General features: G+C 69.7%; 22 protein-coding genes. 13 read left to right on the top strand and 9 right to left on the bottom strand.

Features of this window, described 5'->3' with window-relative positions; translation table 11 throughout:
- Nucleotides 1–22 precede the first annotated feature (22 nt).
- Together ACIPWY_RS04485 and ACIPWY_RS04480 are read left to right on the top strand one after the other, a co-directional pair.
- Nucleotides 23–100 carry a 50S ribosomal protein bL37 gene (locus ACIPWY_RS04485; RefSeq protein WP_382007288.1) on the top strand — a complete coding sequence of 26 codons (78 nt, stop codon included), beginning with the start codon at nt 23–25 and terminating at the stop codon, nt 98–100.
- Nucleotides 101–196: 96 nt separating this feature from the next.
- The gene (locus ACIPWY_RS04480) at nt 197–967 is read left to right on the top strand and encodes a GNAT family N-acetyltransferase (protein ID WP_362905170.1); all 771 of its coding nucleotides are present in this window, start codon (nt 197–199) and stop codon (nt 965–967) included.
- Nucleotides 968–1,192: 225 nt separating this feature from the next.
- On the opposite strand, the gene ACIPWY_RS04475 is transcribed toward ACIPWY_RS04480, so the two are convergent.
- Nucleotides 1,193–2,131, bottom strand: a complete 939-nt coding sequence (locus tag ACIPWY_RS04475) for a GlxA family transcriptional regulator (RefSeq protein WP_393703121.1) — start codon at nt 2,129–2,131, stop codon at nt 1,193–1,195.
- A gap of 210 nt (nt 2,132–2,341) precedes the next feature.
- On the opposite strand from ACIPWY_RS04475, the gene ACIPWY_RS04470 reads away from it, so the two are divergent.
- The 3 genes from ACIPWY_RS04470 to ACIPWY_RS04460 all read left to right on the top strand — a co-directional run bounded on the left by ACIPWY_RS04470 (nt 2,342) and on the right by ACIPWY_RS04460 (nt 3,887).
- Entirely contained in the window at nt 2,342–3,031 is a 690-nt protein-coding gene (locus ACIPWY_RS04470; RefSeq protein WP_401532192.1) for a DJ-1/PfpI family protein, read from the top strand.
- Between the two features lie 65 nt (nt 3,032–3,096).
- Nucleotides 3,097–3,417 (top strand): hypothetical protein, encoded by a 321-nt coding sequence (locus ACIPWY_RS04465; RefSeq protein WP_362905176.1) that lies wholly within the window; start codon nt 3,097–3,099, stop codon nt 3,415–3,417.
- A gap of 2 nt (nt 3,418–3,419) precedes the next feature.
- Nucleotides 3,420–3,887, top strand: a complete 468-nt coding sequence (locus tag ACIPWY_RS04460; protein WP_362905178.1) for a DUF2269 family protein — start codon at nt 3,420–3,422, stop codon at nt 3,885–3,887.
- 100 nt (nt 3,888–3,987) lie between these two features.
- Here ACIPWY_RS04460 and ACIPWY_RS04455 read toward each other — a convergent pair whose 3' ends face one another.
- A complete protein-coding gene (locus ACIPWY_RS04455; RefSeq protein ID WP_362905180.1) occupies nt 3,988–4,617 on the bottom strand; it encodes an isochorismatase family cysteine hydrolase in 630 nt (209 codons plus the stop codon).
- Between the two features lie 206 nt (nt 4,618–4,823).
- On the bottom strand, nt 4,824–5,561 hold the full coding sequence (locus ACIPWY_RS04450; protein WP_362905181.1) for an SDR family oxidoreductase: 738 nt from the start codon (nt 5,559–5,561) through the stop codon (nt 4,824–4,826).
- A gap of 110 nt (nt 5,562–5,671) precedes the next feature.
- On the opposite strand from ACIPWY_RS04450, the gene ACIPWY_RS04445 reads away from it, so the two are divergent.
- Nucleotides 5,672–6,472, top strand: coding sequence for a helix-turn-helix transcriptional regulator (locus tag ACIPWY_RS04445; RefSeq protein ID WP_362905183.1), 801 nt, complete (start codon nt 5,672–5,674; stop codon nt 6,470–6,472).
- A gap of 333 nt (nt 6,473–6,805) precedes the next feature.
- Here ACIPWY_RS04445 and ACIPWY_RS04440 read toward each other — a convergent pair whose 3' ends face one another.
- From ACIPWY_RS04440 to ACIPWY_RS04430, 3 genes are read right to left on the bottom strand one after another with little or no spacing between them, the layout of a single operon-like run.
- Nucleotides 6,806–7,798, bottom strand: coding sequence for an MBL fold metallo-hydrolase (locus ACIPWY_RS04440; RefSeq protein ID WP_401532191.1), 993 nt, complete (start codon nt 7,796–7,798; stop codon nt 6,806–6,808).
- The gene (locus tag ACIPWY_RS04435) at nt 7,795–8,253 is read right to left on the bottom strand and encodes a PaaI family thioesterase (protein ID WP_393703127.1); all 459 of its coding nucleotides are present in this window, start codon (nt 8,251–8,253) and stop codon (nt 7,795–7,797) included. Before ACIPWY_RS04435 ends, ACIPWY_RS04440 begins: the two co-directional genes overlap by 4 nt.
- Nucleotides 8,254–8,296: 43 nt before the next feature.
- On the bottom strand, nt 8,297–8,914 hold the full coding sequence (locus ACIPWY_RS04430) for a LysE family translocator (protein WP_393703129.1): 618 nt from the start codon (nt 8,912–8,914) through the stop codon (nt 8,297–8,299).
- Between the two features lie 111 nt (nt 8,915–9,025).
- On the opposite strand from ACIPWY_RS04430, the gene ACIPWY_RS04425 reads away from it, so the two are divergent.
- The gene (locus ACIPWY_RS04425) at nt 9,026–9,481 is read left to right on the top strand and encodes an Lrp/AsnC family transcriptional regulator (protein WP_362905189.1); all 456 of its coding nucleotides are present in this window, start codon (nt 9,026–9,028) and stop codon (nt 9,479–9,481) included.
- A 329-nt stretch (nt 9,482–9,810) separates the two neighbouring features.
- Here the strand turns inward: ACIPWY_RS04425 and ACIPWY_RS04420 are convergent, their stop codons facing one another.
- Together ACIPWY_RS04420 and ACIPWY_RS04415 are read right to left on the bottom strand one after the other, a co-directional pair.
- Nucleotides 9,811–10,998 (bottom strand): serine hydrolase, encoded by a 1,188-nt coding sequence (locus ACIPWY_RS04420; protein WP_362905191.1) that lies wholly within the window; start codon nt 10,996–10,998, stop codon nt 9,811–9,813.
- 112 nt (nt 10,999–11,110) lie between these two features.
- Nucleotides 11,111–11,743, bottom strand: coding sequence for a TetR/AcrR family transcriptional regulator (locus ACIPWY_RS04415; protein ID WP_393703132.1), 633 nt, complete (start codon nt 11,741–11,743; stop codon nt 11,111–11,113).
- A 106-nt stretch (nt 11,744–11,849) separates the two neighbouring features.
- Here ACIPWY_RS04415 and ACIPWY_RS04410 point away from each other — a divergent pair, with 106 nt between their 5' ends.
- From ACIPWY_RS04410 to ACIPWY_RS04400, 3 genes are all read left to right on the top strand, one after another.
- Complete coding sequence (locus tag ACIPWY_RS04410; protein WP_362905195.1) at nt 11,850–13,406, top strand: long-chain fatty acid--CoA ligase; 1,557 nt, start codon at nt 11,850–11,852, stop codon at nt 13,404–13,406.
- A gap of 40 nt (nt 13,407–13,446) precedes the next feature.
- Entirely contained in the window at nt 13,447–14,616 is a 1,170-nt protein-coding gene (locus tag ACIPWY_RS04405) for an acyl-CoA dehydrogenase (protein ID WP_362905197.1), read from the top strand.
- Between the two features lie 179 nt (nt 14,617–14,795).
- Nucleotides 14,796–16,142, top strand: a complete 1,347-nt coding sequence (locus tag ACIPWY_RS04400; protein ID WP_362905199.1) for an MFS transporter — start codon at nt 14,796–14,798, stop codon at nt 16,140–16,142.
- 96 nt (nt 16,143–16,238) lie between these two features.
- Here ACIPWY_RS04400 and ACIPWY_RS04395 read toward each other — a convergent pair whose 3' ends face one another.
- Nucleotides 16,239–16,727, bottom strand: coding sequence for a CGNR zinc finger domain-containing protein (locus ACIPWY_RS04395; RefSeq protein WP_362905201.1), 489 nt, complete (start codon nt 16,725–16,727; stop codon nt 16,239–16,241).
- A 271-nt stretch (nt 16,728–16,998) separates the two neighbouring features.
- On the opposite strand from ACIPWY_RS04395, the gene ACIPWY_RS04390 reads away from it, so the two are divergent.
- From ACIPWY_RS04390 to ACIPWY_RS04380, 3 genes are all read left to right on the top strand, one after another.
- A complete protein-coding gene (locus ACIPWY_RS04390) occupies nt 16,999–17,868 on the top strand; it encodes an alpha/beta hydrolase (protein ID WP_362905203.1) in 870 nt (289 codons plus the stop codon).
- 759 nt (nt 17,869–18,627) lie between these two features.
- Nucleotides 18,628–19,083, top strand: coding sequence for a MarR family transcriptional regulator (locus ACIPWY_RS04385; RefSeq protein ID WP_362905205.1), 456 nt, complete (start codon nt 18,628–18,630; stop codon nt 19,081–19,083).
- Nucleotides 19,076–21,643, top strand: coding sequence for an MFS transporter (locus ACIPWY_RS04380; protein WP_362905207.1), 2,568 nt, complete (start codon nt 19,076–19,078; stop codon nt 21,641–21,643). Before ACIPWY_RS04385 ends, ACIPWY_RS04380 begins: the two co-directional genes overlap by 8 nt.
- Nucleotides 21,644–22,182 lie beyond the last annotated feature (539 nt).

Below are 22,182 nucleotides of genomic sequence, written 5' to 3'. Positions count from 1 at the left end.
CCCCATAACGGAGTTGCCACCCATGTCGAAGCGATCCCGCAAGAAGAGAGCCCGCCGCAGGAACAAGGCGAACCACGGCCGCAAGGCCGGCCAGCGCTGACCCACCGGAGGGGCGGGCGCGGTGATGAGACCGGCCATACGGGCCGCATCTCCCCCGCACCCGCCTCTCCCCCCTCACCGCACCTCGGAGATGTCGATGATCGAACTCGAACCCCGTCAACTGCCGCCACTCACCCGCTGGTTCCCCGCCGGCGCCCCGGGGCCGGCCACCATCGGCGAGCATGCCCTCACCACCGGCGTCGGCCGCTGGTGGGCGGACCGGGCGGATCAGCCGCGCATCATCGCCGTTTCCTGTGCCGACCATGTCCTGCTGCGCGGCTTCCCGGACACACCGGAGGACTTGACGCCCCTGGCAGGCAGCCGCATCGACGCGCCCGCGCGCTTCCTGCCGGCCCTCGGCGCGGCCTTCGACCGCCTCACCCCGTGGGAACGCATGGTGTGGACCCTGCAGGCCGAGCCCCAGCCCTGCCCGACTCCTCGCGGCGTGACCGTGCGCCGCCTCGAGCCCGCCGACACCGACGCCCTGCACGCCCTCGGCCCCGACTCGGCCTGGATCCACGCCAGTTGGGGCGGCGCCGCCGGCCTCGCCACCTCGGGTCACGGCTGGGGGGCCGTGGACCGCGGCGGACAGGTGCTGGCCATCGCCTGCACGTACTTCCGCGGCACCCGCTACGAGGACGTAGCCGTCTTCACCGCCCCCGACCACCGTCGCCACCGCCTCGCGCTGGCGTGCGTCACCGGCCTCGTCGCGGACATCACCGCACGCGGTCACACCCCCAGCTGGAACTGCTCCACCCTCAACCGCGCCAGCCGCCTCCTGGCCTGGACCGCCGGCTTCCGACTGGTACGCGAGTACGTGCACTACGCGGTCGGGAGCCCGGCACGACGCAGCCGTATCGCGGCATGAGGCCCTGAATTGCGAGAGCTATGACATGTTGCAGCTTGGAAGCGGCACCGTTTCAAAAGGTGTGGCTGTCACGGATGAGGTTTCGGCAAGGGCAGCGTTCGACGACCCGAGCGAAGCAGTCACCAACCCAGACAGCCGCGAGATCACGCCCACCGAAATGGCGTCTCACGCAACGTCGCGCCGGACTTCACCTCGATGAACCACACCGTCCTGCACGGTCTTCAATCAGCTGAACGTGCGCCGGTAAGTGTGAGGGCTGACTCCGGTGGTGCGCTTGAAGCGGTCACGGAAGGCGGTGGGTGAGCCGAAGCCGACCTGGGTGCCGATGCGTTCGACGGAGTGGCGCGTGGTCTCGAGGAGGTGCTGGGCCTGGCGGATGCGGGCGCGGTGGAGCCACTGGAGCGGCGTGGTGCCGGTCTGTTCCCGGAAGTGGCGGATCAGGGTTCGGGTGCTGGTTCCGGCGTGGGCTGCGATGTCGGCGAGTGTGAGGTCGGCGCCCAGGTTGTCCTGCAGCCAGATGAGCAGGGGTTCGAGTACGGAGCCCTGGGGGGTGGGCGCGCAGTCATGGACGATGAACTGCGCTTGTCCGCCCTCTCGTTCCAGGGGCATGACGGACAGCCGGGCGGCATCGGCGGCGACGGCCGAGCCGTAGTCCTTGCGGATCATGTGCAGGCACAGGTCCAGGCCGGCGGCAGCGCCGGCGGAGGTGAGGATCTGGCCGTTGTCGACGTACAGGACATCCGGGTCGACCTCGATGTCCGGGTAGGCGGTGGCGAGGAGGTCGGCCGCGATCCAGTGGGTGGTGGCGCGAAGGCCGTCCAGGAGCCCGGTAGCGGCCAGTGGGAAAGTGCCCGTGCAGATGGAGGCGATGCGCGTTCCGTACTCGGCCGCCGCTCGCAACGCGTCGCGAACGGCGGGGGCGAGCGGGGCCGCGGGGGCGTCGGTGCCCGGCACGATGATCGTGTCCGCGCCCTTGAGCCCCTCCAGCCCCCAAGGCGCGCGCAGGGTGAAGGCACCCGCGTCGATCTCCGGCTTCTCCACGCACACACGGATCTGGTAGCCGGGACGGCCGTCCGGTAGACGGGTCCGGGTGAAGACCTCGATCGGGGTGGACAGGTCGAACGGGATCACCCGGTCCAGCGCCAGGACAGCGACAGTGTGCATGGCCAGAAGATACCGCTCCTCCAGGTGCACAGCCTTGGCCCGATCACCCCGTTGTCCCTTCCTTGGCCAGCTCAGCGGCCTGTTCACTCGCGATGGCGTTATTCCGTTGAAAGGTGTCACTAATGCCACTGGGGCAGGACTCGGCAGCCGATTAGCGTCGGGAGCGAGCCCGGCGCAGACCGGGCCTGTCCCACTCCGAAGGAACCCTTCATGCACGCCCAGATCGTCCTGTTCGACGGCTTCGATCCGCTCGATGCCATCGGCCCCTATGAAGTGTTGTACGCGGGCGGCACCGCCTCCGGCGGTGCGGTGAGCGTGGAGCTGGTTTCCGCCGAAGGACCGCGCGAGGTGGTCAGCGGCACCGGGGGCCTGGTGCTGCGCGCCACGGCCGCCCTCGACCCCACGCGCGCGGGCCTGATTCTGGTCCCCGGCGCCTCGGGCCGCGTGGGAGAACCCGGCGAAGTCCCTGACCATGACGCGGGTGCCGGGGAGTGGCAGCAGGACGAACTCATCCCCGTGCTCCTGGGCCGCACCCTGACCACCGAGCTGCCTGCGCAGCTGAAGGCGGCGATGGACAATCCGGAGGTGACGGTCGGCGCGGTGTGCGGCGGCTCGCTCGTCCTGGCCATGGCCGGCCTGCTGGAGGGCCGCCATGCGACCACCCACCACTTGGGCCTGGACATGCTCGATGCCACCGGCGTCCACGCGGTGAGCGCCCGCATCGTCGATGACGGCGACCTCGTGACCGGCGCCGGTGTCACCTCCGGCCTCGACCTGGGCCTGTACCTGCTGGAGCGCGAGGTGGGCCCCCAGATCGCCCACGCTGTCGAGGAGTTGTTCGCTCATGAACGCCGCGGCACTGTCTGGCGCCCTCACGGCCCGGCGCCCGCCGGCCTCTGACCACACACCACGCCTCCCCTCGAATCACCTCTGTTCACATCGCACCGTGAGGAAGCAACAACAGCATGTCCGTTGAAGGCACTTGGGACCTGTCCGTCTCCACCCCCATCGGCAAGATCAAGGCCGTCGTCGAACTACTTCGCCAGGACGGTGTCCTGACCGGGGTCGCCCACGGGACGGGAGAGGAAGTCGCACTCAGCGATATCACCCTCGACGGCGACCGGCTCACCTGGGAGCAGACCGTCACCAAGCCCCTGCGCCTGAACCTGGCCTTCGCCGTGACGATCAGTGGCGACACCTTGACCGGCACCTCCAAGGCCGGACGCCTCCCGGCGTCGAAGGTCACCGGCCGACGTCGTGCCGTCCGAACGGCGACGGAACACTGACCGTGACGAAACTCCTCCTCTCCCTGCACGTCCTGGCCGCCGTGCTGGCCATCGGTCCGGTCACCGTCGCCGCGAGCCTGTTCCCCCGAGCACTGCGGCGCATCGAAGCCGACCCGGGTGACCACGAGGCGGTCCTGACCCTGCGGATGCTGCACCGCATCTGCCGCGTCTACGCGGCCGTCGGCACCGCGGTTCCCGTCTTCGGGTTCGCCACGGCCAGCAGCCTCGGCGTCCTCGGCAGCGGGTGGCTGATCGCCTCGATCCTGCTGACCACCGCGGCCGCCGCCATCCTGGCACTGCTGATCCTTCCCGCCCAGGACAACGCTCTCGCTGTCGCGCACACGCCCGGCCCCGGCCCCGGCTCCCGATCCGCCGGCCGTCTCGCCATGCTCACCGGCGTCTTCAACCTGCTGTGGGCAACGGTCACCGTCCTGATGATCATCCGTCCCGGCTCCACCACAGGAGCATGACCCTGCCCAGCTCACAGGCTGTGAAGCCACTCTGAAGCCGTACAGGCCTCGGCCACCGATTCGGCGATGACGCGGTCAGTCGTCTTCGATCTCCGTGACGTCAGGCGGAAAGCTTTTTGACGGTCTCGTCGGTCGAGATGACGGAGCTCGCGTACTGCGGCAGGTTGAACTGCAGCGACGCATCCATTTCGGCGGCCCCGAAGCTGCCGATGGCGTCCTTCACCACCGTGACCTCGTAGCCGAGCTCGGCGGCGAAGCGGACGGTGGATTCGATGCAGGTGTTGGCACGCATGCCGATCACGACGACTTCGCGGACGCCCGTCTTCTTGAGCTGCAGGTCGAGGTCCGTGTTGGCGAATCCACTGGAGAGCCAGTGCTCCTGCGCGACGATGTCGCCGGGACGCGGCTCGAAATCGGGGTGGAAAGATCCGCCCCAGGTTCCGTCGGCGAACACGTGCGCCTTCGCGGCGGAGGCCTGGACGGGGGGCATCGTCTTCCAGCGGCTGTACGGGTCGCTTCCACGCCACCGATGGTGCGGGGCGATGAAGACCTGCACACCGGCCGCCCGGGCGGCGGCGAGGACCTGGCGCATGTGATCGACGACGTTGAGCGCGTCGAGGGTCGAGCGACCGCGGTCGTAGAGCTTGCCGCCCTCCGACAGGAAGTCGTTGTACGGGTCGACGATCAGCAGCCCCGTCAGTTCGGGTTCGTAACTCTTGTCAGATGACATCTGAATCACCTTCCACGGCTGATCGAAGTCCTCGCAGGCAGGGGCCAGGGATCAGCCGAAAGGGTCTCGATCACCATCAGCCCCGGTGCACCCCCGTGCCGTACGAAGCCCTCATGTGGTCCGTCCACGACGTCACCACGCACGGCCCGCCCCCGACGCCGTACCGCTGGTCGGCTGCCCTCGTCTCTTCGGCAGGTGTGCGCCGCTCAGATCTGCGCGGTCGGCCGGACGACGATCTCGTTGACGTCCACCTCGGCGGGCTGCTCGATCGCGAACGCGATGGCCCGGGCGATCGCCGAGGGCGGGATCGCGACCCGGTCCCGCAACCCGGCGATCTCGACGCGGACCCGCTCGTTCGTCGACGCCTCGGGGAAGTCCGTGTCGATCACCCCGGGCGAGACGGTGCTCACCCGTACCGTGGGACCCGCCTCCTGGCGCAGGCCCTCGCAGATGGCCCGCACCGCGATCTTCGTTCCTGCGTAGACGGCCATCGCCGGTGCGACGCGGAACGCGGCCGTGGACGCCGTCGTGACGAAGTGGCCGCCGCCCTGGGCCCGGAAGACGGGCAGCGCGGCGCCGATGCCGTGCAGGACGCCCTTGATGTTGACGTCGACCATGTGGTCCCACTCGTCGGTGCGCAGATCGTCCAGGGGCGAGATGGTGCCCACCCCCGCATTGCTGATGAGCACGTCGAGCCGGCCGAACCGCTCTCCCGCGAGCCCGACCAGGGCGCGTACGTCGTCGAGACGGGTCACGTCCGTACGGATCTGCACGGCCTCGCCGCCGGCCTTCTCGATGCGGGCGACCAGTTCCTCCAGCCGCTCCGAGCGGCGTGCTCCGAGGACGAGGCGCGCTCCGCGCTCGGCGAGCAGGAGTGCGGTCGCCTCACCGATACCGCTGCTCGCCCCCGTGATGGCCACGACCTTGCCCGTGATGCCTGACATCGCCTTCTCCTCACTTCTCACCGCTTCTGTTCCGGCTTCTCTGTCAGTGTGGTCCGGCTTTAGCCTGGTATCCAGAGCCCATTTATTCTGGAACCAGAGGTGGTAGGACCATGTCCGAGACGGCGGAGCGACGTCGTGAACTCGGTGCGTTCCTGCGTAGCCGCCGGGCGCGGTTGACGCCGGTCGAGGCGGGACTGCCGACGACCGGCCGGCGCCGGACCCCGGGGTTGCGGCGGGAGGAGCTGGCCCTGCTCGCAGGGATGAGCGCCACTTGGTACACGTACCTGGAACAGGGCCGCGAGATCCGCGTCTCCGACCAGGTCCTGGACGCGCTCGCCACGGCCCTGCGGCTCGCACCGCACGAGCGCGCCCACCTGTTCCAGCTCGCCGGGCGCGCGCCGGCGGCCGACATCCCCGACGTGGAGCCGCTCGCCCCGGAGGTCGCCGCCGTCCCGCTGCTGCTCCAGCCGCATCCCGCGTACGTCATCGACGGCACGTACGACGTGCTCAGTCACAACAGAGCGACGGAAGAGGTGTTTCCGCGCCTGGTCACCGAGGACGGCCGGCGGCCCAACTTCGTGCGCTGGGTCTTTCTGGAGCCCCTGGCGCGGGAGGTGCTCGTCGACTGGGAGCCCGAGGCGCGGGGCCTGCTCGCCCGGGTGCGCACGCTGGCCGGTGGGCATCCGGGCGACCCCCGCTACGCGCGACTCGTCGACGAACTCCACGAGGGCAGCCCCGAAGTACGGGACTGGTGGCCCCGGTTCGAGGTCGAGGCGCGCCGCGGCGGGCGCAAGCGGCTGCGGATTCGGGGGCGCGGCGTGGTCACGTACGACTACACCGCGTTCCACGTGGCCGGACAGCCGGAGCGGACGCTGGTGATCTACGCGGAGACGGGCGGGTCGGAGGAGTAGGACCCCGCTGTTGGGCGCCGACAGCCCAGACTGCTGCGGCGTTCCGGAGCGGGGCCGTCGCTCAGCGGGGACGTGGCGAGCCGGTTGCTTCCTGCCGCCTGCCCCGCTCGGACATACGACTCTGGTTCTGGTCCGCAGCTTCTCCGCGCAGGGCGTCGACCGGCACAGCGCCCGCGACGATCTGACGATGCCACTGTCGATCGTGACCGCGCCGGCCCGAAGCCAGATCAAGAAGCCTGCTGCCGTGCTCCGCAGCCGCCTGGCCAAGGACACAGAAGTCATGGCGTTACCGCACGAGAACACGGTGCTGCGCCGCCAGATCGCCCGAGTCCGCTACGTGCCTGCCGATCGGCGCGGTTCGGGGGCCGGCCAGGCGCGCGGATAGGGGACCCGCAACGGCTGGGCGGCGACTGGGGTGTGTTCGGCTGCGGCGCACAGTCTGCCCTCACGCTTGACGATCGCGCCGTTGCGGAGCATCGAGGTGACCAGTTCGTCCGTGAGTGCCTGGGGCGTGAGGCTCAGCAGTCGTGCCGCGTCCGTCAGCCAGGACCGCTTCAGCAGGTACACCTCGACCTCGTCGGCCGGTATCCCGTCGCGGATCATCAGCGCGAAGGCAAAGATTCGCCGGGCCCCGTACCAGACGGCGCCCTGCGGGTCGTCGGCCAGGCGCCGGGCACGTCGCAGGGCGGCGGTGAAGGCCGCGGGGATGTCGGCGGGGATCGGCCCGTGGGAGGGGAGGATCACCCGCGGGTCGAGGGCGGCGATCCGCTCAAGGGACGCGAGCGCGGTATCGGCTGCGTCGGGCCCGTCGAGGGCGAGGTTGACCCAGCCGACGTCGTAGTCGGACAGCGCGTCCCCGACCACGAGCAGCCGCTCGTCGGGTTCCCACAGTGCCAGATGGCCCGGCGTGTGACCGGGAGTGCGCACGACCTGCCAGTCGGTGTCACCGAGCCGGAGGACCTGGCCGTCGGCGAGCGGCACATCGACGGTGTACGGGGCGACCGGCTGGTCCAGGTACTCAGCCGCGCAGCAGCCCGCGTCACGGCGCCGGACCGCCTCGGCCTCCGGGGCTCCTGCCGCGATGGCGGCTCCCCTGGCCTGGAGGGCGGCGTTGCCGCCGACGTGGTCGGAATGCCAGTGGGTGTTCACGACCAGGCCGATCTCCCCTGCGCGGGTGCGGGCCCAGGAGGAGGTGTCCTCGGCGTGGGCCACGAACCCGCTGTCGACCAGAGCCGGCCGCCGCCCGTGCACGAGCAAGGTGTTGGCGTCGGGGAACGGCCGCTGCCACCACGTCACCCAGGGCGGCAGCAGGGGGTGCGGGCTCACCGGCCGGGCCGGTCGACGCGGATGAGTGTCTGCTGGCCGTTGGCCACGAGCTTCCGTTCGCCGCTTCCCTGAACGCCGTAGACCTCCAACTGGCAGACGGTCAGGGTGCGTCCGGGCTTGAGGACGGTGCCGATCGCTTCGAGGTGATCGCCGGCGGCGGGTGCGAGGAGGTTGATCTTGTACTCGACGGTGAGGACCTCGGAGTCCTCGTCGAACAAGGTGAGTGCCGCGTAGCCGCCCGCGCTGTCGGCGATGGCGCTGGTGGCGCCGGCGTGGACGTAGCCGTGTTGCTGGGTCACCTCGGGGCGGGCCGGGAGCACGATGTGCACGCGGCCGGGGCCGATATGGGTGAGGCGCGCGCCGAGGTGGGACATCAGGCCCTGCAGGTCGAAGCTGTTCCGGACACGTTTCTGGACTGCGGGGCTCGCCTGTTCCTGCTGCGTCCGGTCTTCCACGCGCTCTCCTTCGTATCCGTGTCGGGTGAATCGGGACAGGGCGTCAGACGGCCAGGCGTTCCACGAGCAGGAAGGCGCCGATGGCGATCATCATGGCACCGCTGATGCGGGTGACGACCCTGGCGGCCGAGGGCCGGGTCTGCAGAAGGGTGCGGGCCAAGATGCCTACGACCAGGTAGACGACGGCGCACGCGGTCAGGTGCACCGTGCTGAGCAGCCCGGTCTGCGCGGCGACCGGCCAGCCCGTGGCAGAGTCTATGAACTGCGGGAACAACGAGAAGTACAGCAGCAGCGCCTTCGGGTTCAGGCCGCTGATCCCGGCCCCTTTGAGCATGACCTGCAGGCGGGAGGCGTCCGCGCTCTCGTCGGCAGCCGCCGGTACGGCCGGCTGCCGCAGCACGCCCCAGCCCAGCCGGAGCAGATAGCCGGCTCCTGCCACGGTCAGGGCGGTGAGTGCGGCCGGGGAACTCGCCACGATCAGCGCCAGGCCCGCGACGGCCACCAGCGCGTAGGCCGCGTGTCCGGCAAGCAGCCCGGTGACGGCCGGAACGACCGAGCGTCCCCGCAGTCCGGCGGAGATCGCGTAGGCCCAGTCCGCGCCCGGAGTGAACACCAGCAGCAGGTCCACAGCCAGGAAGGCCACCAGCGTCGTCGTATCCATCGATCGTTCCCTCTCGCAATTCTTTCTCTCGAGGGAAGGCTAGGCCGGATATGCCCGAAGATGTTTGCTTCTTTACCCCATGATCGCGCGAAGTGAGGGAGAATCTTCTCCATGGATGCACTCGATCGGAAGATTCTTACCGAGCTACAGCTCGACGGCCGCCTGACCGTCACCGAGCTGGCCGCTCGTGTGCAGCTCAGCGTCTCGCCCTGCCACCGTCGGCTGCGCGATCTGGAACGCGGGGGCGCGATCCGCGGCTACCGCGCCGTGGTCGACCCTGCCGCGGTCGGCCTGAACTTCGAGGCGCTCGTGTTCGCGACACTGCGCTGGGAAGACGCTGACACCGTCACGGCCTTCGAAGAGGCAGTGGCTGCCGTCCCGCACGTACTTCAGGCTCAGCGTCTGTTCGGCGAGCCCGACTACCTTCTGCGGGTCGCGACGGCCGACCTGGCCGCGTTCCAGGAGCTGTACGACCAACAGCTCGCCCGGCTGCCCGGGGTCCAGCGCCTGACCTCCACCCTCGTCATGAAGAACGTCATCGACGACCGGCCCCTGCCTGAAAACTAGTCATCGCCGAGCTGGTGCGCTGAACGTTCCAGCGACGGCGTCACACCTGGCCCTCGAGCTCGACCAGCTCGGGCACCGGCACCCCCGCAGCCTTCGCCGCCACCGCCTCGCCCACAATCCCGCCAGTCCCCGGTCGTGCGCCGACCGCCCTCGCCGAAACGGCGGATCTGAAAGGCCGTAGGGGTACGGGGTCGGGCACGGAGGCGGGTTCGGGTTCGGGCCCGGATTCGGTGGTGGCCGACAGACTGGGTTCGAGTGCCTGTCGACCGGCGGACGATTTCCAGATGACCGCTGAGGGACAGCAACGTCCGTCCGGCCGCTGGTGCTCCTCAGGCGCAGAGGTGGGCACCGATCCCGAGGAATGCCTGGACAAGCGGGACTTGAGGGACCGCCGGAGAGACGATCTGGGAGGCGTAGTGGACGATGACCAGGTCGAGGGCGGGAGAGATGAACAGGCGCTGGCCGTGGATGCCGCTGGCCATGAAGGAGCCGTAGGGGTCGTTCGGGATCCACCACAGGTCGTGGTACGAGAGGGTGGCGGGCGCCTCGGGGGGTGCGGCGGGGAAGCGGACGCGGCGGGAGTAGCCGTCCGGGACACCGGAGGCGATCGTGGAAGCGACGGGCTCAGGGACGACCTGACGGTCCCCGATCGCACCGCCGCAGCGGATCATCTCGCCGAACCTCGCCAGATCGCGGGTGGTGGCGCTGAACCCTCCGCACGCGGCCTCGGTGCCGTCCGCGTCGAGGAGGTAGTAGGCGTCCTCCTCAGCGCCGATGCGGGACCAGATCATCTCGGACAGCAGTGCCGATGTGGTCGTACCAGTGATGCGGCGCAGGACCTCGGCGAGGGCTTCGACATTGCCGTTCTCGTAGCAGAACTCGGCGCCGGGGTCGCCGGTCGCCCTGGCGGTGGCGAGGTGTTCGCGGATGGTGGCGGGACCGGTGTAGCCGTAGGGGCGTAGTCGGGGGGCGAGGACGGCGAAGTAGCGCTGGGCTTCGAGTGCCTTGTCGTAGGGGCGGCCCGCGTAGCTCATGCGGGTGCCCATGTGGAGCAAGTGGTCGACCTGTGCGTCGCCGAAGGCGGTGCCGGCGAGTTCGGGGACGTACTTCGCCACCTGTGCACCGCGGTCGAGTTGCCCCTCGTGGGCGAGGACGGCGGCGACGAGGCCGAGGTAGGACTTTGCGGCCGAGGCGTTGAAGTGGGGGACGTGGGGCTCGTATCCGTGCAAGTACTGCTCGTGGACGAGTGTCCCTCGGTGCATGACGAGCAGGGCGTCGGTCTCTGCCGCGGCGAGCAGTTCGGGGAGGGTGAGCGGCTGCCCGTGCGGTCCGGTGAAGGTGAGGCCGTCCAGAGCGCCGGGCGGCGCGATGGGCAGGGCCGAAGCCGCGCCGGAGCCGCGCCAGACACTGCGGCTCGGAACGAGTTCCCGGCCTGACGTTGTGTACTGACGAGCCCAGGCCGGATCGGTGTATCCCCGTGCCCAGACGAGGTCGGCCAGTGTGGGCATGCCTGTCATGCGTCCGCTCCGCTCTTACCGTCGTGCGCTGTCGTGCGCCACTGAGATCGATACCGTACACCGTGTCTGGTAACTCGGACAGGGATGCCGGGACGGGAGCGGGCGTCGCCCCTCAGGGGGCGAGGTCGAGCGCCCCGGGGGCGTCGGAGGGAGCCAGGCCGGTGGCCCACACGCGGCCGTAGACGGACAGGTCGCGAAGATGGGCGGTGATCTCGGCGGCGCTGTATCCGGTGTCGTTCTCGACCCACCAGGTCAGCAGGCCGATGAGTTCGCCGGTCCAGGCCCTGGCGACGACGTCGAGGGGAATCCTGGGCGTGACCGCGAGCTGTTCGGTCCGCGCGCGGAAGGCGGACTCGGCGTGCGCGCAGATGAGGTCGGTGAACTCGCGCAGCGCCCGTCCGTCGCCCTCACCCCGAAGGACGACGCGGTAGACGGGCTTCTCCTGTTCGGCGTGTTCGAAGATGTACTTCACCGGCAGGCCGGTGAAACCCTCGGCGTGCGCCTGCTGGACGGCCGGGAGGAGGCGCTCACGGTCCTCCGCAAGGTCCCGGACGATGCCGACCAGCAGGTCTTCCTTGTCGCGGTAGTGCGCGTAGAAGGTGGCGCGCCCGACATCGGCCCGCTCGGTGATCTGCTCGACGGTGATCGCCTGGAACCCCCTGTCCAGGACCAGTTCGACCAGGGCCTGGCGCAGTGCGGCCCGCGTCCTGCGGACGCGGCGGTCTCCCGCGGGGTTCATATCCACTTCGCTTCCTTCTCTCCGGACCATTGACCTGACCCTAACGCTGCCTTTACGTTGCCGAACGCCAAGCTTGATACCAGACACATTGTTCGGAAACCCTGGAGATGCGATGAACCTCGGGCGGTACATACGCCGGACTGCCGGCCACCAACCCGACGCCGAAGCCGTGGTCTGCGGGCCCGTTCGGCTGTCGTACGCGGAACTCGACGACCACAGCGACCGCCTCGCCACCGCGCTGCGCGGGCTCGGCCTCGGCCCGGGCGAGCGCGTGGCGACCCTTTCCGCCAACCGCGCCGAACTCGTCGTCACCGAAGTCGCCCTGTACAAGGCCGGTCTGACCCGGGCGCCGATCAACGCCCGCCTGGGCACCGCGGAAGTCGCCCACCTGCTCACGGAGTCGGACGCCCGCGTCCTGCTCACCGACGCGGCCCACTGGGAGACGGCACGCGAGGCGGTCCCCGGCACCGGAGTGCGGACGGTCGTGGGCTACGACGGCCCGAGCGAGCTGGGCCCCGGCTACGCCGAGATCCTCGCCGCCGCCGTGGCCGAACCCGTCGAAGTGGAGTGCTCCGAGAGCGACATCGCCGTGCTGCACTTCACGTCGGGTTCCACCGGCAAGCTCAAGGCGGCGGTCCAGACGTACGGCAATCGTCTCGCGCTGCTGCGCAAGTCGGTGATGAGCGCGGGCACCCGGGTCGGCCCCGGTGACCGGCAGATCCTGGCCGGTCCCGTCACCCACGCCTCGGGCATGCCGCTGATGGGTATCTTCTTCGCCGGCGGCTGCGCGATCGTGCTGCCGCGCTGGGACGCCGAGGAGTTCCTCGCCACCGTCCAGCGCGAACACGCCACGCACGCCTTCGTCGTACCCACGATGGTCAACTCGGTCCTCGCGCTGCCGGGCGCCCGAGACTACGACGTCTCCAGCCTGCGCCAGCTCATCTACGGCGCGGCACCCATGTCACCGGCCCGGATCCGGGCGGCCTGGGATCTCTTCGGCCCGGTGCTCTCGCAGGGGTTCGGCTGCGGTGAGACCACTTCCGGGGTGCTGTTCCTGTCCACCGAGGACCACCGGCGGGCGATCGAGGGCGAGGACGAGGAACTGCTGCTGTCGTGCGGGCGGCCGCTCGCCGAGGCCGAAGTGCGGATCGTCGACGACAGCGGCATCCCCGTCGCCGACGGGGAGATCGGCGAGATCGCCGTCCGCGGACCCGACGTCGTACCCGGCTACTACAACGAACCAGCCCTCACGGCACAGACATTCCGCGACGGCTGGTTCCACACCGGCGATCTCGCCCGTCGCAGGTCCGACGGGTACGTCTTCATCGTCGACCGCAAGAAGGACATGATCATCTCCGGCGGATTCAACATCTACGCCGTCGAGGTCGAGTCCGTCCTCCACCAGCACCCCGACGTGTATGAGGCCGCCGTCGTCGGCACCCCGGACGAGCAGTGGGGCGAGGCCGTCCAGGCCGTCGTCGTGCCGCGCGAGGGCGCCGTCCTCGACGAGGCCGAGCTGATCGCCTTCTGCGCCGAGCACCTCGCCCGGATGAAGAAGCCCCGTTCCGTCGACGTCGTCGAAGCCCTGCCCCACAACCCCAACGGCAAGATCGACCGCCGCGCGATCCGCGAGCGGTACTGGGCGGGCGCCGAGCGCCGCGTCCACTGACACCGACAAGCCCTCTGCAACCGGAACGGGACTCCGCACCATGCCCTACACCCTCGAACCCTCCTACGACGACAACCCGCGACTGAAGGAACTGGTCGAGCGGCTCCGCACGTATCTGACCGACGAACTCATCCCGTACGAAAGGGAGCGCGGCATCACCGCCGAGAGCAAACTCGACCGAACCACGCTCGAACACGTCTGGAAGCGCAGCGCCGAACTCGGCTTCTACGGCATCAGCCTGCCCCCCGAACTCGGCGGCCAGGGACTGCACTTCACCGAGCTGTGCGCGCTCAAGGAGGAACTGACCGCCTCCGGGGCCGCCCTGTCCCACTCGGTCCTCGGCGACATGGGAGGGCCGCTGCGCGTCGGCGCGATCGTGAAGTACGCGACCGAACAGCAAATGCGGCGCTATCTGATGCCCGTCATCCGCGGCGAGCGGGCCTGCTGCTTCTCGATCACCGAGCAGGACGCAGGCTCCGACGTACGACGGATGAGCACGACCGCGACACCGGACGGCGACACCTACGTCCTCAACGGGCACAAGGTCTTCTCCTCCGCAGCCCCCTTCGCGGACTTCGCTGTCGTCGTCGCCCGCATGGCCGGGAGCGAGGAGGCGTACAGCGCGTTCCTCGTCGACCTCGACTCCCCCGGCTGCCGGGTCCTTGAGGGGGAGGTCCCCATGTCCGGGCAGCAGATGGAGGGCGATCTCGTCTTCGAGGACTGCCGGATCCCGGCCGACAACCTGCTCGGCGAGATCGGCCACGGCCTGCGGATCGGCATAGGCCGCATCACCCTCAACCGGCTGCTGCACTGCCCCTCCCTGATCGGCGCCGCCCGTCGGGCCTGGGACCTGTCCGTCGCGTACTCCAAGAGCCGGGTCGCCTTCGGGCAGCCGCTGCTCGCGCTCCAGGCCGTCCAGCACAAGCTCGCCGACATGGCCACCGACCTCTACGCCGCCCGCTCAATGGTGATGGCGACCGCGGCGCGCCTCGACCGCGGCGAGAACATCGCGGTCGAGGCCAACATGTGCAAGCTGTTCACCTCTGAGGTGTGCTTCCGCGTCGCCGACCAAGCCGTACAGATCCACGGCAAGACGGGCCTGACGCGCGGCCACGAGGTCGAGCAGGTCTTCCGCACGCTGCGCATGTTCCGGATCGTCACCGGCACCACCGAGATCCACAAGAACGCCATCGCCAAGGCGCTTGTCTGACCAAACCCCTTACCGCTCTTGGCACTTGTTCCCTCGAGGCAGACCGCCGGCCGTGGCTCCACGAACCGGCGTCACCGGACGGTCGGCCAGGCCCACGCCCGGCGTCCGTCCGGTCACCACACGAACTCGCCTTCCCCTCGCCCGTACCCCTGCTCCACCCACGCCCGCAGGAGCCACCCATGGCACCCCAACCACCCGCGCCACCCGGCACACTTCGCAGTGCCGAGGCGGCCGACTCTCCCCCGTACGACCGGCGTCGAGCCTGGCTGATCACCGCCATGATCGTCGCCTTCATGGTCATCAACTTCGCCGACAAGGCCGTCCTCGGGCTCGCCGCCATCCCGATCACGGACGAACTGGACATCAGCCACGGCACCTACGGACTGATCTCCAGCTCCTTCTCCCTGCTTTTCAGCGTCTCCGGACTCGTCGTCGGGCTGCTCTCCTCCCGCATTTCCAGCCGGACCCTGCTGCTCGTCATGACGCTGACGTGGGCCGCCGCCCAACTGCCCGTCCTCGTCGTGGCCTCCGTCCCCGCACTCATCGCCGGACGCCTCCTCCTCGGCGCCGCCGAAGGACCAGCCGCCTCGATGTCCATGCACGCCCTCTACAAATGGTTTCCCGCGCATCGGCGCGGCCTGCCCTCCGCCCTGCAGATCGGCGGCGCGGCCCTGGGAACCCTCGTCTCCGCGCCCGCCCTGACCTGGGTCATCGGCCAGCACGGCTGGCGCTCCGCGTATGCCGCGCTCGCCGTCGCCAGCGCGATCTGGGCCCTGGTCTGGTGGCGCGTCGGTCACGACGGCCCCTTCGACGACGTACGCCCCAGGGCCTCGGGGAAAGCGGCATCGCCCGGCAACACCCGCCTGCCCTACCGCAGACTTCTACTGACCGGCACGGTCCTCGGCAGCATCTCCAGCGCCTTCGGCGCCGCCTGGGCCCTGTCCCTCAGTCAGGCCTGGCTGCCTTCCTACCTCCGCACCGAACTCGGCATGAGCCCCGGCACGGCCGCCACCACCATCAGCGCCGTCTCCGCCCTCAGCCTCGTCCTGCTGCTGACCATCTCGCCACTCATGGACGCGCTCAAGTCCCGTGGCGTCACCAGCCGTTGGTCCAGCGGCGCGGCACAGGGCATCGCGGTCTGCATAGCCGGCGCCGCCATGGCCGCCTTCCCGTTCATCAACTCGACCCTGCCTCGCCTGCTGCTCATCGCACTCGCCTTCGGCACCGTCGCCGTAGCCATACCTCTGCACTACATGACCACGGCCGAAGTCGTCCCCACCGGCCAACGCGGGGCCGTCTTCGGCATCGTCGCCGCCACCGGCACCCTCCCCGGTCTCGTCGCACCCGCCCTCACCGGCCACCTCATCGACGCTGCGGACACCACGGCCTCCGGATATACGGCCGCCTTCCTCGTCGCCGCCCTCGTCATGGTCCTCGCCGGCCTGCTCTCCGTTGCGAGCATCCGCCCGGAGCGCGACGCGCTACGCCTGGGGCTGGACCACACCACGGCGCAGGCCACGCGCTGACAAGGCCGACTGCCGGCCCGTCTCCATCAGCCCTCCTCCCGGAGCGCTGATGCTCGAACCGCCACGACTTCTCTCGAACGCTTCAGCCGCACCCTGCTAGGAGTTTCGGGCTTCCTTGGCGCGCTGATAGTGGCGTCGGGCCTTCATCCGGTTGCCACACTCGGCCATGGAGCACCATCGGGCACTGTTGGGCTTGCTTCGGTCGAGAAGGAAGCGTTGGCACTGCGGGTTCGCGCAGGGCCTGAGCCGTCCGGGCTTGGTCTCCTGCAGGCCGGCCCAGGTCAGCACCGACTCGACCGCCATGCGTCGCGCAGCGGGTACCTCCAGGGCCCATTCGAGCTTCCCTCCCGAGAGGTCGGGAACACTGCTGACCCCGTTGAGGAATTCACCCAGGCACGCAGGTTCCCGCTCTCCCCTCACGACGTCCTGAAGGGTGTCGCGTGCGGCAACGAGGCAGCTGAGTTCCTCGCTCGAACCGGTCCCCCCGTGCTGGCGCGCCCACGCGCGGCCTGCGGAAAGCGTGCCGAGGGCATCCCGCGTCGAGCCCTCGACCACGGGGGTCGTGTTGAGCAGCTCCAGCAGCATGTCTTCGTGAATCCTGCCTCCCACCACACCCGACTCCTAACCTTTTCTCCGCCGTTAAGAGGTTACCTCACCCCTCCGCTCCACATAACCATCAAAAGTTGCCATACAGGTTGCGTGCGAGCGGCGGGGCACCCCGCTTCCGCCCCAGCTTTCGGGGAGCGGCGAGGGCCGGAAACCGACAACCCAAACCTAACCATTAACCGCGACTTGCAAGGTTAGGTAACGTGTGCTGGACTGTAAGTACCCGCTCAAAGCCCTCTTGGAGGTCGACATGAGCAGCGTTGTGCATCACCGCACGGCCACCATCAACGGCGTGGAGGTCTTCTATCGGGAGGCCGGAGACCCGCAGGCACCGGCGCTCGTGCTGCTGCACGGCTTCCCCACGAGCTCACACATGTTCCGGAACCTGATCCCGGCACTCGCGGACACCTACCGCGTCATCGCACCCGACATGATCGGATTCGGGCAGTCGGCCATGCCGGCGGTCGACGAGTTCGACTACACCTTCGACGCCCTCACCGACGTGACCGCCGGCCTGCTGGAGCAGCTCGGTGTCGACCGGTTCGCGGTCTACGCGCAGGACTACGGAGCACCCATCGCCTGGCGGCTCGCCACGCGCTCCCCGCAGAGCATCACCGCGATCATCACGCAGAACGGCAACGCCTACACCGACGGGTTCGTCAAGGCCTTCTGGGACGGGCTGTTCGCCTACACCGAGAACCCGACGCCCGAGACCGAAGCCCCCGTCCGAGGAGCCCTGAGCCTCGACGTGACCCGCTGGCAGTACCTGAACGGGGTCACGGATCCGAGCGTCGTCAGCCCGGACAACTGGACCATCGACCAAGCGCTGCTCGACCGCGCGGGCAACGACGCCATCCAGCTCGCCCTGTTCCGCGACTATCCGACCAACGTCGCTCTCTACCCCGAGCTGCAGCAGTTCTTCCGCGACAGCCAGGTGCCGCTGCTGGCCGTATGGGGAGCCAACGACGAGATCTTCGGCCCCGACGGAGCCCGCGCCTTCCAGCGCGACCTGCCCGACGCCGAGATCCACCTCCTCGAGTCCGGGCACTTCGCCCTGGAGAGCCACCTGGAGGAGATCACCGGCTACATCCGCGACTTCCTCGCCCGCGTCACCTCCTGACACACGATCCGCGTGGCCCCGGCGGCCAGTCGTCAGGTATGTCGCTGACCGGTCCGCCACAACACACCAAAGGACTTCCAGACCACTGTCCAGGACAGGACACGTCCCACCTGCAGGGCACTTTCGATCCGATACCGCAATCCGTCGGCCAGGCGCAGGGGCTTGTCTTCGCCATCGGCCGCCCGGTGGAGCCCCCGCGATGCGACGACATCCGCAGACCTTCCGGCCCAGGGTGAGCAGTTCGCCTTGGATCCTGCGATACCCCCACGTGTCGCTCTCGCGGGCCAGGCGCAGCACCAGAGCGCGCAGCGCCTCGGGCTTGGCCGGGCGGACCGGGCTGCGGGGCGGGCAGGCCCACTTCTTGCCGAATCTGTAGACCAGACGGAACGCCACCTTTCCCAAGCCTGCACCGACCGGCTCGCGGACACCCTCGATGCAACCCGTCGTGCCCCTGAAGCCGCAGCTCAGCGTGGGTGACCGGGGTTGTCGGCACACTCCGGCACCTCGCGTCGGCCGCTTCGCTACCCGGCGCATCGGGCTGCCACATGCGCCGGGTCGTGCATCCGAGACCCGTACCGGGCACCGTTCCGGGCCGTCTACACTCACTTGGTAGCTACAAGCAATAAAACTGAGTGGAACAGGGGGCGGGCAATGGGCAAGGGGACGGTCCGTGACCGCGCAGCGCGTGAGCACAGGACAACCGGGGACACCGGGGTCGCGAGTGCCGAGGAGGCCGGGGCAGGACTGGGGAGCCAGATCGTGCGCTTCACCCGGCTGGTCGCGGCGCGCAGGCACCAGACCAAGCTGGAGCAGGGCGCCGGTGAGCGCGTCCTGCTGGCCCGGCTCGTACGGGACGGGGAGCAGCGGGCCACCGATCTGGCCGCCGAGACCTTCCTCGACCTGTCGACGGTCAGCCGTCAGGTCCGCTCCATGGTGGAGCGCGGCCTGATCGAGCGGCGGCCCGACCCGGAGGACCGGCGCGGCACGCTGCTGCACGCGACCGAGTCCGGCAGGGCGGTGTACGAGAAGTACCGCCGGCAGCGCGACGCGCAGCTGGCGGAGCTCCTCGGCCCCTGGCCCCCCGAGGACCGGTATCAGCTGATCCGGCTGATGACACGCCTCAACGACGACCTGGTAGTGCATCAACAGAAACGCCACGGCGACGGGACTCAGCCCGAAGCAGGGGCGCAGCAGGGAGCAAGCAAGCATGAGTGAGGCCGTGTCGGCGCCGCGCCGAGACACCGCGAAGAACACGGAGGCGATAGCCGCCTCCTCCGGCGGCGGCCTGAGCCACCGCCAGATCCTGACCATTCTGAGCGGTCTGATGCTGGGCATGTTCCTGGCCGCGCTCGACCAGACCATCGTCTCCACCTCGATCCGCACCATCGCGGACGACCTGCACGGCCTCAGCCAGCAGGCGTGGGCGACGACGGCGTACCTGATCACCTCGACGATCGCGACGCCGCTCTACGGCAAGCTGTCCGACCTGCACGGCCGCAAGCCCTACTTCCTCGGCGCGATCGGCATCTTCATCCTCGGCTCGGCGGCGTGCACGTTCTCGACGTCGATGACCGAACTCGCCGCGTTCCGCGCCCTGCAGGGCATCGGTGCCGGCGGCCTGATGTCCCTCGCCCTCGCGATCATCGGCGACATCGTGCCGCCCCGCGAACGGGCCCGCTACCAGGGCTACATGCTCGCCACCTTCGCCACCTCCAGCGTCGCGGGGCCGCTCATCGGCGGCTTCCTCGCCGGTCAGGACAGCATCCTGGGCGTCGTCGGCTGGCGCTGGGTGTTCCTGGTGAACGTGCCGATCGGCATCATCGCGCTGTTCGTCGTCGCCAAGGTCCTCAACATCCCGCACACCCGCCGCGACCGGCGGATCGACTGGTGGGGCGCGTTCACCATCGCGCTCGGCGTCGTGCCGCTGCTCCTGGTGGCCGAGCAGGGCCGCGAGTGGGGCTGGGACTCGTCCAGGTCCCTTTCCTGCTACGGCATCGGCGTCGTCGGCATCATCTCCTGGATCCTCGTCGAGCGCCGGATGGGCGACGACGCGCTGATCCCGATGCGCCTGTTCCGCAACGCGATATTCAGCAAGACCAGCCTGCTGTCCGTCCTCATCGGCGCGGGCATGTTCGGCGGAATGCTGATGATCCCGCAGTACCTGCAGATCGTGAAGGGCGCGAGCCCCACCAAGTCCGGTCTCGAGATGCTGCCGCTGATGCTCGGCATGATCATCGCGTCCATCGTCTCCGGCCAGATCACCGCGAAGACCGGCCGCTACAAGATCTTCCCGACCATCGGCACCGTCCTCATGGTCGCGGCGCTGCTGCTCTTCCACTTCAAGGTCCAGTGGGACACTCCGCTGTGGGAGAGCATGATCTACATGCTCGTCTTCGGCCTCGGCCTCGGCGGCTGCATGCAGACCCTGGTGCTCGCCGTGCAGAACGCCGTGCCGCCGCAGGACATGGGCGTGGCGACCGCGTCGTCCACGTTCTTCCGGCAGATGGGCGCCACCGCCGGTACGGCCATCTTCCTGTCGGTGCTGTTCTCGAACGTCGGCGACAAGATCTCCTCGGCGTTCAAGTCGGCCGCCGGGACGCACCAGTTCCAGGCCGCGCTGCACGACCCGGCGGTCCTGTCCGACCCGGCCAACAAGCCGGTCCTCGACATGCTGCAGCACCCCGGCGCGGGCGGCGGCAGCTCCGACGTACTGAGCGACTCGTCGTTCATCCAGCACCTGGACCCGCGCCTGGCCGAGCCCTTCAAGCAGGGCTTCGCCGACTCCATGCACGTGGTGTTCCTTATCGCGGCGGGCGTGATCGCGGTCGCGTTCCTCATGGTCCTGTGGACCAAGGAGGTCCCGCTGCGCAAGATGTCGGGTCTCGAGGCGCGGGCGGCGGAGGAGGGCGGCACCGCTTCGGATGCCGCTGCCGAGACGCCCGTGACGGCGATGGCTGACACGGCGGAGGCGGTGGAGGCGGCCCCGGTCGCCTCGCTCGCCACCGCCCTCGCGGACGAACCCGCCTCAGGTGTCCGCGGCCACATCCGCGACATCGCGGGATCGCCCGTGGCGGGCGCCGTGGTCACGCTGATCGACCTGCGCGGCAGCCAGCTCGGTCGTACGGCGACGCAGGCGGACGGCCGTTACGCGGTCGCCGCGCCCGCCGAGGGAACGTACGTCCTGATCGCCTCCGGCGGTGCCCGGCAGCCGCAGGCCACCACCATCACGGTGGCCGACGGCCTGGTCGACTTCGACCTGGTGCTCTCCGGCGCGGCCGGCCTGACCGGCACGGTCCTGGCCACCCCCGACGACCGGCCGCTGCCCGGCGCCCTGGTCACCGCGACGGACGTGCGCGGCGAGGTCGTCGCCTCCGCAGCGGCCGACCACACCGGCGAATTCGGCATCGCCGACCTGGTCCCCGGCGACTACACCCTCGTGGTCAGCGCCCCCGGACACCGTCCGGCGGCCCTGCCCGCCGAGGTCGCGGGCGGCGCCGCCAACCGCTACGAGATCCGCCTCGACCCTGGCGCCCATGTCCACGGCACCGTCCGCAACCGCGCGGGCCACCCGGTCGACGACGCCCGGGTCACGCTCCTCGATGCGGCGGGCAACACGGTCGCCACGACGGTCACCGACGCGCTCGGCGCCTACGCGTTCAACGACCTGGCCACCGGCGACTACACCGTGATCGCCAGCGGATACGCGCCCCGGGCCGTGCCGCTGCGGGTGAGCGGCGCGGGCGAGAAGGACGCGGACGTGAATCTGGGGCACTGACCGACACAGGTGCCCCTGACGGAGATGCGCTGGGAGAGGGCCGTTGCGAACGGCCCTCTCCCAGACGTCGCCCACGCCTTCGGCATTTTCGACAGGACGCTGTGCGGGGTCCGGGAAGCCGGCATGTCGCCGTCCGACTATGGGTGGTTGCCGGAGCGGGAGAGCGCTTGTGGCGCCTGCGGCGCCTGCCGGTAAGCGGCCCTTACCGAGTTGGCGGTGCCCGCTGCCGTGTTGCGCAACCGCGTGGCCAAGGACGCGGAGTGTTGGCGTAGCGGCACGAGAACGCCGCGCTGGCGCCGCCAGATCGCCCGGGTCCGCTACGAGGCGCCGACCGGCTCTGGCTCGCCCTCCTCTCCCGGCTCGTCCCTCGGCAGCACTGGCGCCAAGCATGCGCAGCCACCCTCACCACACTGCTGCGCCGGCACGAACGACTCGTTGCCCGGACGTGGAATTTCCCCCGACACCGCCCGACACCGCCGCCCATGCGCCACGCCCTACGCGCCTACGCGCTCCATTACGGCGAGCAGCGCACCCACCGA

This window comes from Streptomyces sp. NPDC090032 (genome assembly GCF_044748025.1).
Taxonomy (GTDB): Bacteria; Actinomycetota; Actinomycetes; order Streptomycetales; family Streptomycetaceae; genus Streptomyces.
This window is presented reverse-complemented; position numbering and strand designations above follow the sequence as displayed.